This is a genomic window from Pseudidiomarina woesei (genome assembly GCF_001418345.1).
Taxonomy (GTDB): Bacteria; Pseudomonadota; Gammaproteobacteria; order Enterobacterales; family Alteromonadaceae; genus Pseudidiomarina; species Pseudidiomarina woesei.
Genome location: NZ_LIPW01000001.1, coordinates 269,593 through 284,363 on the forward strand (window position 1 = coordinate 269,593; position 14,771 = coordinate 284,363).

17 protein-coding genes are annotated in these 14,771 nt (G+C 47.2%); 1 reads left to right on the forward strand and 16 read right to left on the reverse strand.

Features of this window, described 5'->3' with window-relative positions; translation table 11 throughout:
- Positions 1 to 108: 108 nt before the first annotated feature.
- From ASC40_RS01295 to rluC, 16 genes are all read right to left on the reverse strand, one after another.
- Positions 109 to 888, reverse strand: coding sequence for a TatD family hydrolase (locus tag ASC40_RS01295; protein WP_055437979.1), 780 nt, complete (start codon positions 886 to 888; stop codon positions 109 to 111).
- 22 nt (positions 889 to 910) lie between these two features.
- Positions 911 to 1,273, reverse strand: coding sequence for a PilZ domain-containing protein (locus ASC40_RS01300; protein ID WP_055437980.1), 363 nt, complete (start codon positions 1,271 to 1,273; stop codon positions 911 to 913).
- On the reverse strand, positions 1,255 to 2,220 hold the full coding sequence (locus ASC40_RS01305; RefSeq protein WP_055437981.1) for a hypothetical protein: 966 nt from the start codon (positions 2,218 to 2,220) through the stop codon (positions 1,255 to 1,257). Before ASC40_RS01305 ends, ASC40_RS01300 begins: the two co-directional genes overlap by 19 nt.
- Positions 2,217 to 2,855, reverse strand: coding sequence for a dTMP kinase (tmk, locus tag ASC40_RS01310; RefSeq protein WP_055437982.1), 639 nt, complete (start codon positions 2,853 to 2,855; stop codon positions 2,217 to 2,219). The genes ASC40_RS01305 and tmk overlap by 4 nt, the downstream gene beginning before the upstream one ends.
- Positions 2,855 to 3,874 carry an endolytic transglycosylase MltG gene (mltG, locus tag ASC40_RS01315; protein WP_055437983.1) on the reverse strand — a complete coding sequence of 340 codons (1,020 nt, stop codon included), beginning with the start codon at positions 3,872 to 3,874 and terminating at the stop codon, positions 2,855 to 2,857. Before mltG ends, tmk begins: the two co-directional genes overlap by 1 nt.
- Positions 3,829 to 4,635 carry an aminodeoxychorismate lyase gene (gene pabC, locus ASC40_RS01320; protein ID WP_055437984.1) on the reverse strand — a complete coding sequence of 269 codons (807 nt, stop codon included), beginning with the start codon at positions 4,633 to 4,635 and terminating at the stop codon, positions 3,829 to 3,831. The genes mltG and pabC overlap by 46 nt, the downstream gene beginning before the upstream one ends.
- Positions 4,636 to 4,680: 45 nt before the next feature.
- Positions 4,681 to 4,920, reverse strand: a complete 240-nt coding sequence (gene acpP, locus ASC40_RS01325; RefSeq protein WP_055437985.1) for an acyl carrier protein — start codon at positions 4,918 to 4,920, stop codon at positions 4,681 to 4,683.
- Between the two features lie 118 nt (positions 4,921 to 5,038).
- Positions 5,039 to 5,785: a 3-oxoacyl-ACP reductase FabG gene (gene fabG, locus ASC40_RS01330; RefSeq protein WP_141656085.1), complete on the reverse strand. Its 747-nt coding sequence runs from the start codon at positions 5,783 to 5,785 to the stop codon at positions 5,039 to 5,041.
- A 1-nt stretch (position 5,786) separates the two neighbouring features.
- Positions 5,787 to 6,704 carry an ACP S-malonyltransferase gene (fabD, locus tag ASC40_RS01335; RefSeq protein ID WP_055437986.1) on the reverse strand — a complete coding sequence of 306 codons (918 nt, stop codon included), beginning with the start codon at positions 6,702 to 6,704 and terminating at the stop codon, positions 5,787 to 5,789.
- Between the two features lie 14 nt (positions 6,705 to 6,718).
- Positions 6,719 to 7,678: a beta-ketoacyl-ACP synthase III gene (locus ASC40_RS01340; protein ID WP_055437987.1), complete on the reverse strand. Its 960-nt coding sequence runs from the start codon at positions 7,676 to 7,678 to the stop codon at positions 6,719 to 6,721.
- 8 nt (positions 7,679 to 7,686) lie between these two features.
- Positions 7,687 to 8,712 carry a phosphate acyltransferase PlsX gene (plsX, locus tag ASC40_RS01345; protein WP_055437988.1) on the reverse strand — a complete coding sequence of 342 codons (1,026 nt, stop codon included), beginning with the start codon at positions 8,710 to 8,712 and terminating at the stop codon, positions 7,687 to 7,689.
- A 21-nt stretch (positions 8,713 to 8,733) separates the two neighbouring features.
- Positions 8,734 to 8,904 (reverse strand): 50S ribosomal protein L32, encoded by a 171-nt coding sequence (gene rpmF / locus ASC40_RS01350; RefSeq protein ID WP_034729259.1) that lies wholly within the window; start codon positions 8,902 to 8,904, stop codon positions 8,734 to 8,736.
- Between the two features lie 19 nt (positions 8,905 to 8,923).
- The gene (gene yceD, locus ASC40_RS01355) at positions 8,924 to 9,448 is read right to left on the reverse strand and encodes a 23S rRNA accumulation protein YceD (RefSeq protein WP_055437989.1); all 525 of its coding nucleotides are present in this window, start codon (positions 9,446 to 9,448) and stop codon (positions 8,924 to 8,926) included.
- 43 nt (positions 9,449 to 9,491) lie between these two features.
- Complete coding sequence (locus tag ASC40_RS01360) at positions 9,492 to 10,085, reverse strand: Maf family protein (protein WP_055437990.1); 594 nt, start codon at positions 10,083 to 10,085, stop codon at positions 9,492 to 9,494.
- 40 nt (positions 10,086 to 10,125) lie between these two features.
- Positions 10,126 to 10,767 (reverse strand): HAD family hydrolase, encoded by a 642-nt coding sequence (locus tag ASC40_RS01365; RefSeq protein ID WP_055437991.1) that lies wholly within the window; start codon positions 10,765 to 10,767, stop codon positions 10,126 to 10,128.
- Positions 10,764 to 11,729, reverse strand: a complete 966-nt coding sequence (gene rluC / locus ASC40_RS01370; RefSeq protein WP_055437992.1) for a 23S rRNA pseudouridine(955/2504/2580) synthase RluC — start codon at positions 11,727 to 11,729, stop codon at positions 10,764 to 10,766. Before rluC ends, ASC40_RS01365 begins: the two co-directional genes overlap by 4 nt.
- 538 nt (positions 11,730 to 12,267) lie before the next feature.
- On the opposite strand from rluC, the gene rne reads away from it, so the two are divergent.
- Positions 12,268 to 14,771: ribonuclease E (gene rne, locus ASC40_RS01375; RefSeq protein ID WP_082432425.1), on the forward strand; the 2,504-nt coding region annotated here is incomplete at its 3' end.

The following is a 14,771-nucleotide window of genomic DNA, read 5'->3' on the forward strand; positions in this document are numbered from 1 at the left end:
GCTCAAGGGATTGAGCCGTGCGCTAACTCGATAAATGTCGAGGGTAAAAATTAGTGTAGACGCAATTTTTAGAAATGCGAATTTTTTGTGTAAAAAACGTACTAATTTTTAGCGCACGCGCTTAAATAGGTTATAAAAATTTTCTGAAGTTTTTTCCGCCACCTCAGCTAACGTGAGCTCCTTCACATCGGCTACACATTTTGCAACTTCGCTCACATAAGCTGGCTGGTTTTCTTTGCCACGATGCGGCACCGGGGCTAACCAAGGGCTATCGGTTTCAATCAACAAACGCTCAAGTGGCAATGCTTTGACCACGTCGCGCAGCTCAGTGGCATTTCGGAACGAGGCAATGCCAGAAATCGAAATGTAAAAATCAAGATGCTCAATGGCTTGCTGTGCCATCGCTAACGACTCAGTAAAGCAATGCAGCACTCCGCCACAACGCTCTGCCTGACCTTCCCGCAACATCGCAATAGTGTCTTCGCGTGCATCTCGAGTATGAATAATCAGTGGCTTATCAAGTTCATTGGCTAACTCAATATGATATTGAAAGCTTTCTTGTTGCACTGGCCTACTTTCAGGATCGTAATAATAGTCCAATCCCGTTTCACCAATCGCAACCACCTCAGGTAACGCCGCCCATTGCGCTAATTGCTCACGATTCAAAGGATGTTTAGCAACGTACAGCGGATGAACTCCGCAAGAAATACTCACGTCTGGAAATTCAGCAACTTGCTCGCGCATGCTCGGAAAATCATCCAGAGTCACGCCAATACATAGCATATGTTGAACTTTGGCTGCACGCGCAGCGTCAATAACGCCGCTTAGTTTACCGTTAAATGGTTCAAGATTTATTTTGTCGAGGTGACAATGGGAATCGACAAACACAACAACTCCTATCGCGATAAATTTACATGGTTGCCGTGGGGGTTGCAGTATTACCGATAGCGGCCAATTTAGATTCGATCATGTTCTTAAGCATGGCTTTATCATCAATAAATTGCACGCCAACGCCCTGCTGCTCTGGCCGGCCCGGTTTGGATGGTGCCAACCAGATCACTTTGCACTTCACCAAAACTGAGCTTTGCTCACCAAATAAACGCACTTCTAATAAAAAGTGATCGCCTATTTTTAATGGTTCGTCAGTGGTTAGAAAGAGCCCGCCCCCTTTAATAAACGGCATATAATAGCGACGCAGCTGAGCTTCGGTGCCCAACACTATGCGTTTTTTTGGCATTGCTGCTTCAGCGTTTGCTACGGTTTGTGTTTCCATTGTAACCACTGTTGTTGTAATAGTAATGGGGCGTTCAATCCCGACTGCTCGCTTGTTAATTTGCGCAAATTATAACATAAAGCAAGCCAAGCATTTAATTCACCGACTGTTATTTGTTGCCGTTGCAACCAATCATGTGCCAATTCGCTTAAATGCGGAAAACGTAAACGCTCCGCGGCTACCCGTTGGCGCAGCCGAATGAGCTCTTGTAACCAAGCCTCTGATGCCTGCAACCAAGCACTCCAGTCTTGCTTGGTCGGCTGTGGCCACACGCCATTTGCACACATCGCTTGCGCCAATTGCCCGACATGATCGGTATCATCGGCTAACTCCCCTTTAAGTAAACTTAACGCCACTAACGGGGAGTGCGCAAGGTGGCGACAGCGCAATTGGTCATCCGTGCTTAAGGCGTGCCCAAGTTTTTGGGTCAGCCAGGCTTCGGTTTCTGCCCAACTCGGTTCTTTAAACTTATGCAAACGCATACGGCTACGAAGCGTCGGCAATAGCCCGTTGGTTTTTACTGGGGTTAAAATAATATACGTATTTTCAGTGGGTTCTTCGAGCGTTTTTAGCAACGCATTGGCCGCTTCAACAGTCATTCGCTCGGCATTTTTTACCCAAGCAACTTTGGCACCGTGTTGGTTAGCAGTTTCTTGCAAGCTTTGAGTTAATTCACGAATTTTACCAACCCCAATGGCTTTGTCATCTTCGCTACGCACTTCATAATAGTCAGGGTGCGTGCCCGCGTGCTGCAATAAACAGCTTTTACAGGTGCCGCACGCCTTGCCTTGTGGTCGCAAACACAACAAATAATCCACTAAAGCCCGACAATATGTATCAGCACCAAGATCAGCCCGAGCCGGTATGCAGTGTGCATGGCCAAATCGTTGCTTTTGTATATCGCTAACCACTTGTAACCATGACTCGCGTAACCAAGGCAAACTCATAGACTACCCATCTCATGAAACAGTTGAACTTCCAATTGCTGTAACAAGTCGCGGTGCACTTGCTCCATGGGCTGGTTGCTATTCACTACGCAAATAGACGGATCAGCCTTAGCAATCTGCAGGTAACGATCTCGGGTTCGTTCAAAAAACGCCAGATCTTCCTGTTCAATACGGTCTAATTCACCACGCTCGCGAGCGCGTTCAAGACCTTTTTTGGGATCAACATCGAGCAATAAGGTTAGGTCGGGAACAAAGCTGCCAAGCACTAACTGACGCAAGGTAGTGAGCTTTTCGTCACCCAATTGGCGCCCACCGCCTTGGTATGCACGAGAGGATAAATCATGACGATCGGCAATAACCCAAATACCTCGAGCCAGTGCCGGCTTAATTATATTTTCAACTAATTGCGAACGACTGGCGTACATTAAAAGCAATTCAGTTTCAGCCGTCAGCTGTTCTTCCCAATCTTGCTTCACAAGCTCACGAATTGCCTCGGCTAACGGCGTACCACCGGGTTCACGTACAGTCTGAGTAGCAATGCCCTTAGCATGCAAATGATTAACCACACTAGCTATTGCAGAGCTTTTCCCTGCTCCTTCTAACCCTTCAATGACAATAAACTTGCCTACTGGCATTAGCGTTGATTCCTTTGGTATCTATTCACGGCTTTATTATGTTCAGCTAAAGTCTTGGAAAATACGTGACCACCTGAACCGTCCGCAACAAAATAAAAATAATCAGTATGCTCTGGATATGCTGCTGCCTCTAGGCTTGCCTTGCTCGGCATTGCAATTGGGCTAGGTGGCAATCCAGTAATACGATAGGTATTATACGCTGTTTCTTCGCGCAAATGAGCTCGCGTTATATTCCCATCAAATGGTTCAATACCATAAATTGTTGTGGGATCGGACTGTAAACGCATGCCTTTGTTTATACGGTTAATAAATACCGAACTTACACGTTTTCGTTCGCCTTTTAAACCCGTTTCTTTTTCAATAATAGACGCCATAATCAGCAGCTCATAGGCATTTTTGTACGGTAGATTATCAGCTCTTTGTTGCCATATATTAGCCAGTTCAGCTTCCATCCGTGAGTGCGCCTGGCGCAGAATATCTAATACTGAAGTGCCGGCTCGATAGCTGTAGGTATCGGGAAAAAACCAGCCTTCTGCTGATCCCGATTCTATACCTAACAATGTTGCTACGCGCTCTGCTGCTTCATGTTTATGAGCAAATTGCAGTGGTTTTTCAATATGCTCTGCCTTGGCCAATACTTGCAACCATTCATGTAGCGTGCGGCCTTCAATCAAAGCCACTTGAAACAGGTGTTGTTCACCCAAACGAAGTTTGCGCCACAAACTTTGCAAGGTGTCGCCAGTCGATAATTGATATACGCCTGCTTGTAAGCGACTTGGGTCATCAATTAACCGACTCACTATATAAGCTTCTGTAACATGAATATCAGCGCCGTGCTGCCGCAATTGCTGCAACACGGTGCGCGCGTGCATTCCTCGTTTTACTTCAAATAATAATGGCTGCGTTAACTGCAAAGATTGCTGTAAACGCTGTTGCGCATACCAAAAGCCTGCGCCGAGCGCTACGCTACTAATTACGAGAAAGACGATAAAGAATTGGACAACACGTTTGAATACCACGTATACACAACCTCTGGTAATACTGACTTAGCTAACGGCCGTTGATTAATATGAGTTATTGGCCGCGGACCCAACACAGTATTGCATAAAAACGCCTGTTCGGCAGAGGCAAATTCGGCAAAAGTTGTTAGTGAGGATGCTGTTGCGGGTAACACGTGCGCACAAATCTCTTGCTTCATAATACCGTCAATACCGGCATGGGTGAGCCGCGGAGTGCGCCATTTTTTGCCATCATACCAAAACAGGTTACTACTCACAGCTTCAACAACATTGCCCGATGTATCACAAACAATTAAATCATCAACCTGGCGTTGTTGGCGTTCATGACTCAGCAACACCTGCTCTAGGCGGTTTAACGATTTTAAGCCAGCTAATGCCGGTTGCTGTGCCAAGTGCATGTTGGCTTGCTCTACGGCAATACCTTGCGCAGACCAACTTGGTAGCGGATTGACGGTAACATACCAATTGATTGGCGTGGCCGCGTCTGGTGCATAGCCACGCTGACTATTCCCACGCGTGATCATAATTTTTGCGACGGCATGAGGGTGTTGTTGGGCAATGTCATTAAGTACACGCGTAACCTCTTGCTGCGCGGGTAAGCCCATAGCTAGGCGCAAACTTGCCTGCTGCAGGCGCTGCCAATGACGCTGCCAAAATTCAATGCGGCCGTGTCGAATAACAAGTGTAGTGAAGTGCCCGTCGCCAAATTGTAGGCCACGGTCAAGAGAGTTTGATGCGAGGGGTTGGCCGTTGAACCACATACAAAAAAGGCGGAATTCTCATTCCGCCCTTCCGTACTGCTTAGCTTAGTCGTTTGCGTGATTTTTCACGTAATCGATAGCTGCTTCAACAGTTCTGATTTTCTCAGCTTCTTCGTCAGGAATTTCAGTTTCAAACTCTTCTTCAAGAGCCATCACTAATTCAACGATATCAAGTGAGTCAGCACCAAGGTCGTTTTCAAAAGAAGCTTCTGGTTTTACTTCTTCTTCTTTAACGCCTAACTGTTCAACGATGATTTTTTTAACGCGTTCTTCAATAGTACTCATTTTATATATGTCCCTTGATTTTAGGTCACGTGTTCAAAATTGGGCTTAGTGTAGTGAATGCGGCCGCAATAATAAAGCAAAAAATGGATCAACCCTAACAGGTCGTACCCCTTTAGCTTTATACCATTGCCATACCGCCGTTCACATGAATGGTTTCACCCGTAATATATGCAGCACCTGGTGAAGCTAAAAACACCACGGCTGCAGCAATTTCATCTGGCTGCCCAAGTCGTGCGGCAGGAATATTGCTGAAAATGGCCTGTTTTTGATCGTCTGTCAACGTTTTGGTCATATCCGTGTCAATAAAACCTGGCGCAACGCAATTAACGGTAATTCCGCGCGATGCAATTTCTTGTGCTAACGACTTAGTAAACCCAGCTAAACCGGCTTTTGCTGCACAATAGTTCGTTTGCCCTGGGTTGCCTGTGGTACCAACCACAGACGAAATATTTATAATGCGGCCATTGCGGCGCTTCATCATGCCGCGCATAACCCCTTTGCATAAGCGATAAACAGATTTTAGATTGGTGTCCATGACACTATCCCACTCGTCATCTTTCATGCGCATCAATAAGTTATCACGCGTAATGCCGGCATTATTGACTAAAATATCCAATTGACCATAAGTGTCATCAATATGCTTTAACACACTTGCAATACTTGCTTCGTCGGTCACATTAAGCGCCAAGCCTTCGCCGTGCTCGCCTAAATAGTCACTAATAGCGGCCGCACCATGGTCAGTGGTTGCCGTGCCGACTACCTTGACACCGCGCGCCGCTAACTGTTGTGCAATAGCTTTGCCAATACCACGGCTAGCACCAGTAACTAAGGCTACTTGGCCGTTTAAATTCATTAAGTCTGTCATATTATTTCCTTGCTGCAATAGCGTCGACGGTGTTCACCGCATCGCCGTTAATTGCTTTATCAATTCGTTTATTGAGCCCGGTTAATACCTTACTTGGGCCAATTTCATAAATTTCAGTAACCCCTTGTGCCACCAAGTAGCGTACCGTTTCGGTCCAACGCACTGGTGAATACAACTGGCGAACCAAGGCGTCTCGAATCTGATCAGCTTCGCGCGGAGCTTCAACGTCAACGTTATTTACCACGGGCACCTGCGGCGTACTAAAGGTTAACTTACCTAATTCAACAGCTAACTGCTCAGCCGCGCTCTGCATAAGTGCACAGTGTGATGGTACGCTAACTGGCAGTGGCAGTGCACGCTTAGCACCGGCCTCTAAACAAGCTTTACCCGCACGTTCTACCGCAGCTTTATGACCAGCAATAACAACCTGCCCTGGCGAGTTAAAGTTCACCGCTGAAACTACCTCGTTTTGTGCCGATTCAGCGCAGGCTTTTTCAACCAGCTCGTCGTCTAAACCAATAATCGCAGACATGGCACCAATGCCAGCTGGCACGGCAGTTTGCATAAACTCACCACGCATAGCGACCAGCTTTACAGCATCTTTAAAGTCTAATGCGCCGGCGCACACTAACGCCGAATACTCGCCTAAGCTATGGCCCGCCATCCACTCAGGTGCCTCGACGCCGGCTTGTTCTAACACCCGATACAGCGCCACACTCGCGGTCAATAAAGCCGGTTGCGTACGTTGCGTTTCATTCAGTTGCTCAGCTGGCCCGTTCTGTACCAAAGCCCACAAATCGTAGCCAAGTACTTCGCTTGCTTCGGCAAAGGTTTCTTCAACCACTGGATATTCTGCTGCAACATCGGCAAGCATTCCTACCGTTTGCGACCCTTGGCCTGGAAAAACATAAGCTCGCATGTATTGTTCCTTAGTTAATACTCAATAAGTGCTGAGCCCCAGGCGAAACCGCCGCCAAAGGCTTCTAACAATAATTTTTGGCCCCGTTGAATGCGGCCATCACGTATTGCTACATCTAATGCAATAGGCACCGACGCTGCCGACGTGTTACCTGTGTATTCTAACGTGGTAACCACTTGTTCCATAGGCATTTTGAGTTTTTTTGCGGTGGCCTTGATAATACGCATATTGGCCTGATGTGGAACCAACCAGTCTAAGTCACTTGCCACTAGGCCATTTTCCGCAAGGGTATCCACCACCAGCTCACTGAGCTTACTCACCGCGACTTTGAATACTTCGTTGCCTTTCATATACATCCAAGCTTCACTGAGCTCTTCGGGCGACGTGCGTGATACATGGTTCACGCCAAGCAAATCAGCAAACTCACCAGCGCTATTTAAATGCGTCGAAATAATTCCGGGCTTGTCTGAAGCCTGCAGCACTGCAGCTCCTGCACCATCACCAAACAGCACCAAGGTGTTGCGATCATCTGGGTGACACAAGCGTGATAACACGTCGGTGCCAATCACTAAAACTCGCTGGTAAGTACCGCTGCGTATGTATTGATCAGCCACGCTTAAGGCAAAGATAAATCCAGAGCACGCCGCTGCGACGTCAAAAGCGGGAATATTGTTCTCGGTTAATGCAGCTTGAATTTCACATGCCACACTGGGAAAGGCTCGTTCGCCAGATGTTGTCGCCACAACAATCAAGTCAATGTCGTCGGCTTGTAAGTTTGCCGCACGAAGGGCTTCACGAGCTGCGGCCACGCCCATTGACGCAGCGTTTTCGCCGGCCTGAGCTATGCGCCGCTCATGAATTCCGGTGCGTTCCACAATCCAGTCATGGCTTGTTTCTACCCGCTGTTCAAGCATGGCATTGGTTAGGCGCTGACCCGGTAAATAATGGCCAGTTCCTGCAATTTCTGATTGCATAATAACGTTTATTCCTGCTCTAACAGTACTTGTTCAACCCGATCACGAATTCGTGTCGGCAGATCACGTTGGGTTTCTTCAACCGCTTGCTCAATGGCGCTGTAAAACGCGCGCGCATTGGCATCACCGTGGCTTTTTATGACCACGCCCCGTAATCCTATCAAACTAGCGCCATTATAGTGGTCGGGCTTCAACCAATCCCATGAGCGTTGTAAACGTTGATAGAAGAGTTTCACGAACCAGCGTGTCAGCCAGTGCGCGTGAATATTTGATTTGATATTGTTTAGCAGTAAGTCTGCTAAACCTTCGCAGCTTTTTAGTGCAATATTACCGACAAAACCGTCGCAAACGATCACGTCTGCTTTGCCAGAAAATAAATCATCGCCTTCAATAAAGCCTATATAATTAATATGTTGCGACTGTTGCAGCAAGGCAGCCGTGGCTTTTACCACGTCATTCCCTTTAATTTCTTCTTCGCCCATGTTCAACAAAGCAACACGTGGCTTTGCAATACCGAGCACTTCTTGTGCCGCGACTGAACCCATCACGCCAAATTGAAACAATGTGTCCGAATCACAAACAGGGTTGGCGCCTAAGTCGAGCACAAAAGCTGAGCCGCCGTTTTGCTGTGGAATAGCTGACATTAGCGCGGGACGTAACACGCCAGGCAAAGTTTTTAGCGTGAAATAAGCTTTTGTCATTAGTGCGCCGGTATTACCTGCACTAACACAGGCAACTGCTTCGTCCGCTGCAACCATTTCAAGTGCGACGCGCATCGACGAATCGGGTTTCGCACGCAATGAGTAACCTGGCTTGTCGGTCATGGTGACCGTTTGGCTTGCGTGTTTGATCTCAACACGCGGGTGCTTATTAAGTTTTGCTTGCTGCAATAAGGGAGTGAGTTCTTCTTCGTCGCCAACGACAACAAAGTGAACTTGAGGAAATGATTTTAACGCCCGTTCCAGGGCGTTTATAACAACTGAGGGGCCAAGATCGCCCCCCATTGCATCAAGTGCCAGTGTCAGTGCGGCCATAGCCTCACTTCTCGGTTCTGGTTACTTGTTAACTACTTTACGGCCTTTATAAAAACCATCAGCTGTTACGTGGTGACGACGATGCGTCTCACCAGAGGTAGAGTCAACCGACAGTGTAGGGCCGCTCAGTGCATCGTGAGAACGACGCATGTCGCGCTTCGAACGACTTTTCCGATTCTGTTGTACAGCCATTTTACGCTATCTCCTAAGTTTATTTACGCTTTAATTCTTGCAATACCGCAAAAGGATTATCTTTTGCTTCTGGGGATTCATCAATTTCACCCCATTGCATCGCATTACTATCTACTCGACATTCGCGCTCGTCATGTTTTACCACAACTGGCATCGCCAATATCAATTCATCTTCAACCAATGCATGCAGATTCACTTCACCTAGCTCGTCAAGCTCAACAGGTTCATATTCCTCAGGCATATCGGTGGCCGTTTGCCGCTTAGTTACTGGTGCATAAATAAATGTGCACCCTAATGGCAACGTCATTGCATCACCACAACGCTCACAATGCGCGCTCACAGTCACCTGCGCTTCACCTTGAATGCGTTTAATGCCCTGCTCGTCAATATCAAAACCTAACGATACATCAACATCAGGACAAGGCTCAGCTAATAATTCCTGCAAACGAGCAAGCGACTTCCCCGGAACAAGCCCGATATAAGTCAACTGTTTGCCGGCACTTTTTACCGGATCTACCGTAATGGGTATTCGAACCTTCTGCATAGGGCGCGAATGTTAAAGGAATCAGCGCCTGAACACAAGCATTTTAATGGCTATTTTCATCCAGTAGCGGATTAATCCCCCATTCCCGAAGCATTGCTAATAAACGGATTAATGGTAGACCAATCAGGGCATTCGGGTCATCACCACGCAATGCCGAGAATAAGCTAATACCCAGAGCTTCACTTTTAAAGCTACCGGCACAGTTTAACGGCTGCTCGCGCGCAACATAAGCTTCAATTTCAGTATCGGTTAAATCACGAAAGAAAACATCAAAGGGTTCAACACACGACTGCATGCGTTGTTGTTGGCTGTCATAAATCGCTAAGCCCGTTAAAAAAGTAACTTGTTTACCGCGCATCGACTGCAACTGAGCAATGGCCTTTGCTTTGGTACCTGGCTTTCCCAAAATTTTGCCGTCAGTCACCGCAACTTGGTCGGAGCCAATCAATATATGTCGCGGAAACTGCTCTGCCAACGCTTTGGCTTTCGCCTGAGCTAAGCGCTCGACCAGACGCCATGGTGCCTCATGAGATAACGGCGTTTCGTCAACCTCGGGCGCTGCCACCTCAAAATGACGAACCACTTTTGCGAGTAACTCACGTCGAAATGGTGAGGTTGAGGCCAAGACTAAGTTCATTTTATTGTCCTCTGTAGACAGATAAAGCTATAGGTAATAGCTACACATATTGAGTCAGTGTCATTAAGTCATCAATAACCGCCAACGGTTGATGAAAGGCTAACCTTTGAGCGTCATGCGCTCCGAACCCAACCGCAATGCGAGAAATTCCAGCATTTTGTGCCATTTGCATGTCGTGTATTGAATCGCCAACCATAATCGCTTGGTTTGCTTCGTAGCCAGTTTCACGAAGCAGCTCGTGTAACATCCGTGGGTTCGGTTTTGATGCCGTTTCATCAGCACAACGTGAGGCGTGAAAAAGGTGCTTGGTATTACTTTCTTGCCAAACTCGCTCTAGGCCATGCCGCGCTTTTCCGGTTGCAACAGCTAACGTATGACCTCGCTCACGCAAACATTCTAACAGCTCGTGGGCGCCGCTGAACAATGGCGATGGCGTAATATCGTCATGTACATATTGTTGCCGATACACCTCCATGAACGCAGTCATTTCGTCTTCTGACAGACGCCCAAATAACTGTTCAATGGCAGGCTGGAGACTAATACCTATGATTTCCCGCACGGCTAATTCCGTTGGTGGCGTCAGCTGCAATTCCTTTGCTGTGCGCTGCATCGAAGACACAATACGCCCAACAGAATCCATTAAGGTACCGTCCCAATCAAAAATAATTAGTGGAAACTTCATGAATATTTTCTACTGCCTAAACGTTTCAATGTAGTAAGCAACGCGTCATCAAATGGCGCATTTACAGTAACCGGTTTCGCTGTCTGTGGGTGACTAAAAGTTAACTGGTGAGCATGTAAGAACAAACGATTAAGCCCATACTGTTGCACTAATTGGTCAAATTCAACATCGCCATATTTAGGGTCACATGCAATAGGATGCCCAGCATGCAGCGCGTGCACACGAATTTGATGCGTACGGCCAGTAATTGGAGAGGCCTCGACTAGCGTACACTGTTCAAACTTTTCAATAATTCGAAACCGAGTTTCCGACGGCTTACCCTCGGCATCAACGCGAACCACCCGCTCGCCCGACTTCAATGTATTTTTTAATAATGGCGCTGCTATCAGTTTTACATGTTTTTGCCATTGCCCACGTACTAATGCCAAATATTGTTTGTCCATCGTTTTGTTTCGTAATTGCTCATGCAAACTACGCAATGCCGAACGACGCTTCGCAATCAATATACAACCGCTGGTTTCCCGGTCTAAGCGGTGAACTAATTCCATTTGCTTCGCATCAGGCCGCAACGCCCGTAAGCTTTCAATCAGACCAAATTGCAGCCCTGAACCACCATGAACAGCTAAACCCGCCGGCTTATTTATCACCATAAGCACATCATCTTCGTAAAGAATATGTTCTTGTAAAGCTTGTACTTGGTCCAACTTGGCCGAAGGCAGCGGAGTAGCTTCTGCAACACGCACCGGTGGAATACGAATCACATCTCCAATTTGCAGCTTGTATTCGGGTTTGACGCGCTTTTTATTTACGCGCACTTCGCCTTTGCGCAATATTCGGTATACCAATGACTTAGGTACACCCTTCAATTGTGCAAGTAAATAGTTGTCAATGCGTTGCTCTTGATAGCCAGCTTCGACTGTCTGGAAACGCACGCCTTGTGATGGTTTGGTTTGTTCGCTCATAGGGTGCGGATTTTAGCACGAGCTCTTGACAATGTTCATCTTGTATTTACAACGATTTTTATGTGATAATCAGCTGCCGGAAAAATCCGCACCGGTTGACAGAGAGCGGTACACTTTGCGCAAACGAAAAGTGCGTTGCCAAAGTGCAAGAACAGAGTAAAAAATTTAACGCGTGGTTTGAGCGGAAAGCGTCTCTGCCAATACGTCCACCTCAGCTTACGATTAGCAAACAAGCATCGAGAAGTTGATGGCACGGAATAACATTGGCTCATCTTCACACCAAGTTATGAAGATTGACTAAACGCGCCGCCCTTAAATCAAACCTATTTAAAGAACCAGTGCTGCAACGCAGTATGGCCTTTACAAGCGCATTTCGGCTTGGTAACAAATTGCGACCTCACGTTTAAACTTATGTTGTGAAGACGGGGGGTGTTAGGTGCTAATTTATTAGCCCTTGGCTAAAACAATTCAATCTCGAAATAGCGATGGCGAACGCCTGTCGTACTGTGTTGTGGCCCGTAAGAACGAGTCACAAACAATGAAAAGAATGCTAATTAATGCAACGCAGCAAGAAGAACTGCGCGTTGCGCTGGTAGACGGCCAGCGTCTTTATGATCTGGATATTGAAAGCCCAGGTCATGAACAAAAAAAGTCAAACATTTACAAGGGTAAAATTACCCGCATTGAACCTAGCTTAGAAGCCGCATTTGTTGATTACGGAGCTGAGCGCCACGGTTTTTTACCACTAAAAGAAATCGCTAAAACATACTTTCCAGACGGGTATTCGTTCTCAGGCCGACCAAACATCAAAGATGTTATTTCTGAAGGCCAAGAAGTTATTGTTCAAATTGACAAAGAAGAGCGCGGCCAAAAAGGCGCTGCATTAACCACGTTTATTTCGCTAGCCGGAAGCTATTTGGTGCTTATGCCGAACAATCCGCGCGCTGGCGGCATTTCACGCCGTATTGAAGGCGAAGAACGTAGCGAACTTAAAGCAACGTTAGACGCCTTAAATCTACCAGACAGTATGGGTTTAATTGTACGTACAGCTGGGGTTGGCAAGTCACAAGAAGAGCTTGAATGGGACTTAAACGTTCTGTTGCACCATTGGGAAGCCATCGAAAAAGCAGCAAACTCGCGCCCTGCTCCATTTTTAATTCACCAAGAAAGTAACGTCGTATTTCGTGCCATTCGCGATTACTTGCGTCGTGATATTGGCGAAGTACTTATCGACAACCAGAAAGTATTTGATCAGGTACGTGACCACGTCACCCTCATTCGTCCTGACTTCGTGAATCGCGTCAAGATTTATCAAGGCGACGTACCGCTGTTTAACCATTATCAGGTGGAAAGCCAAATTGAATCTGCTTTCCAGCGTGAAGTTCGTTTGCCTTCAGGTGGTTCCATTGTTATTGACCCAACCGAAGCGCTTACATCTATCGATATCAACTCTGCCCGAGCTACTAAAGGCGGCGATATTGAAGAAACAGCTTTTCAGACCAACTTAGAAGCAGCCGAAGAAATTGCTCGCCAGTTGCGCTTGCGTGACGTCGGTGGCCTAGTCGTTATCGACTTTATTGATATGACCCCAGCTCGTCATCAGCGTGAAGTCGAAAACCGTTTGCGTGACAGTTTGAAGCAAGACCGTGCACGTATTCAGGTAACCCGAATTTCGCGTTTTGGTTTATTAGAGATGTCGCGTCAGCGTTTGCGCCCTTCTCTTGGTGAAGCATCAAATCATGTGTGCCCGCGCTGTAGTGGCCACGGCACTATTCGTTCGGCTGAGTCATTGGCGCTGTCAATTTTGCGCCTTATTGAAGAAGAAGCGCTAAAAGACAATACCATTCAAGTACAGGCCCAAGTGCCAGTTACTGTGGCGACGTATTTGTTGAATGAAAAGCGCCAATCTATCTTTGATATTGAAAAACGCCATAGTGTATCGGTGTTGGTTATTCCAAATCCACACCTTGAGACACCACACTTCGATGTGAAACGTTTGCGGAATGACGAAGTCGATGAAGCCAACAGTTTTACGTTAATTGAGAAACCAGAAGACACCAGTACTGAAATTGTTCTCAATAAAGATAAGCCAAGCTTTGAAGAACCGGCATTAAAAGGTTTACAAGCACCAGCAGCACCGGCACCAGTAGCAAAAGCTGCCGCCGCAGAAACTGCTAAACCAGGTTTATTGTCGCGTTTAGGTAAATGGCTTGCTGGGCTGTTTGCAAGCGAGGAAGAAGACGAAAGTAAGTCAAATAAAACCAACAAGTCTAATCAGCAACGTCGCGGAAATAATCAACGTCGTAATACACGAGGTGGTAATAACCGCCGCCGAAACAACAACCGTCGTAATCGCGATACTGAAAACGATAAAGCGGCGACAGATACCGATAAAGCGGTCGATAATAAAGCGAACAAAGATGACTCAGCAAAAGAGCGCAATGAGCGTGGCGGTCGTCGTGGTCGCGGTGGCCGTGGTCGTAATAAGCAAACGACTGAGCAACAAGACGTACAAAGCACTTCTGCTAAGGCTCAAGACAAAGCAACAGCAGACGATGCTAGTCAAGAGCGTAAGCCAAGCGCACCCAAGCCGCGCCGTCAGCGTCGTAAGCTTGATCAGTCGGTTCGTGTCGCTGCAGATGGCGAACTTAGTGCACAAGCTCAGGCAACATCAGAAGCGCAGCCAACTGCAACAGAAACTAAACAAGACGCGAAGTCGGACGTAAAAGTGGATGACGCGCAGCAAGTGGTTGAGAATGCTGCTGAGACAACCACCGCAAACCAAGCGGAAGGCGCCGATGACAATGCAGAACGTAATCGCAATCGCAGCCGCCGCTCGCCGCGTCATCAACGCGCTGCAGGCCAACGTCGTAAAGCTGCGGAGCAAGAGGTAGCCGAAGGTAGCGAAATTGAAGCAACTCAGTCAACAAGCCAAGCTGAAGCTGAAGCTAAAGCTGAACCTGAAGCTAAAGCTGAGCCTGAAGTAAAAGCTGAACCTAAAGTGAAAGCTGAGCCTGAAGTGAAAGCTGAGCCTGAAGTGAA

Coding starts and splice junctions, on each gene's coding strand:
- ASC40_RS01300 (WP_055437980.1), bottom strand. CDS start 1,273: ATGGAAACACAAACCGTAGCAAACGCTGAAGCAGCAATGCCAAAAAAA.
- ASC40_RS01305 (WP_055437981.1), bottom strand. CDS start 2,220: ATGAGTTTGCCTTGGTTACGCGAGTCATGGTTACAAGTGGTTAGCGAT.
- tmk (WP_055437982.1), bottom strand. CDS start 2,855: ATGCCAGTAGGCAAGTTTATTGTCATTGAAGGGTTAGAAGGAGCAGGG.
- pabC (WP_055437984.1), bottom strand. CDS start 4,635: ATGTGGTTCAACGGCCAACCCCTCGCATCAAACTCTCTTGACCGTGGC.
- acpP (WP_055437985.1), bottom strand. CDS start 4,920: ATGAGTACTATTGAAGAACGCGTTAAAAAAATCATCGTTGAACAGTTA.
- fabG (WP_141656085.1), bottom strand. CDS start 5,785: ATGACAGACTTAATGAATTTAAACGGCCAAGTAGCCTTAGTTACTGGT.
- fabD (WP_055437986.1), bottom strand. CDS start 6,704: ATGCGAGCTTATGTTTTTCCAGGCCAAGGGTCGCAAACGGTAGGAATG.
- ASC40_RS01340 (WP_055437987.1), bottom strand. CDS start 7,678: ATGCAATCAGAAATTGCAGGAACTGGCCATTATTTACCGGGTCAGCGC.
- plsX (WP_055437988.1), bottom strand. CDS start 8,712: ATGGCCGCACTGACACTGGCACTTGATGCAATGGGGGGCGATCTTGGC.
- rpmF (WP_034729259.1), bottom strand. CDS start 8,904: ATGGCTGTACAACAGAATCGGAAAAGTCGTTCGAAGCGCGACATGCGT.
- yceD (WP_055437989.1), bottom strand. CDS start 9,448: ATGCAGAAGGTTCGAATACCCATTACGGTAGATCCGGTAAAAAGTGCC.
- ASC40_RS01360 (WP_055437990.1), bottom strand. CDS start 10,085: ATGAACTTAGTCTTGGCCTCAACCTCACCATTTCGACGTGAGTTACTC.
- ASC40_RS01365 (WP_055437991.1), bottom strand. CDS start 10,767: ATGAAGTTTCCACTAATTATTTTTGATTGGGACGGTACCTTAATGGAT.
- rluC (WP_055437992.1), bottom strand. CDS start 11,729: ATGAGCGAACAAACCAAACCATCACAAGGCGTGCGTTTCCAGACAGTC.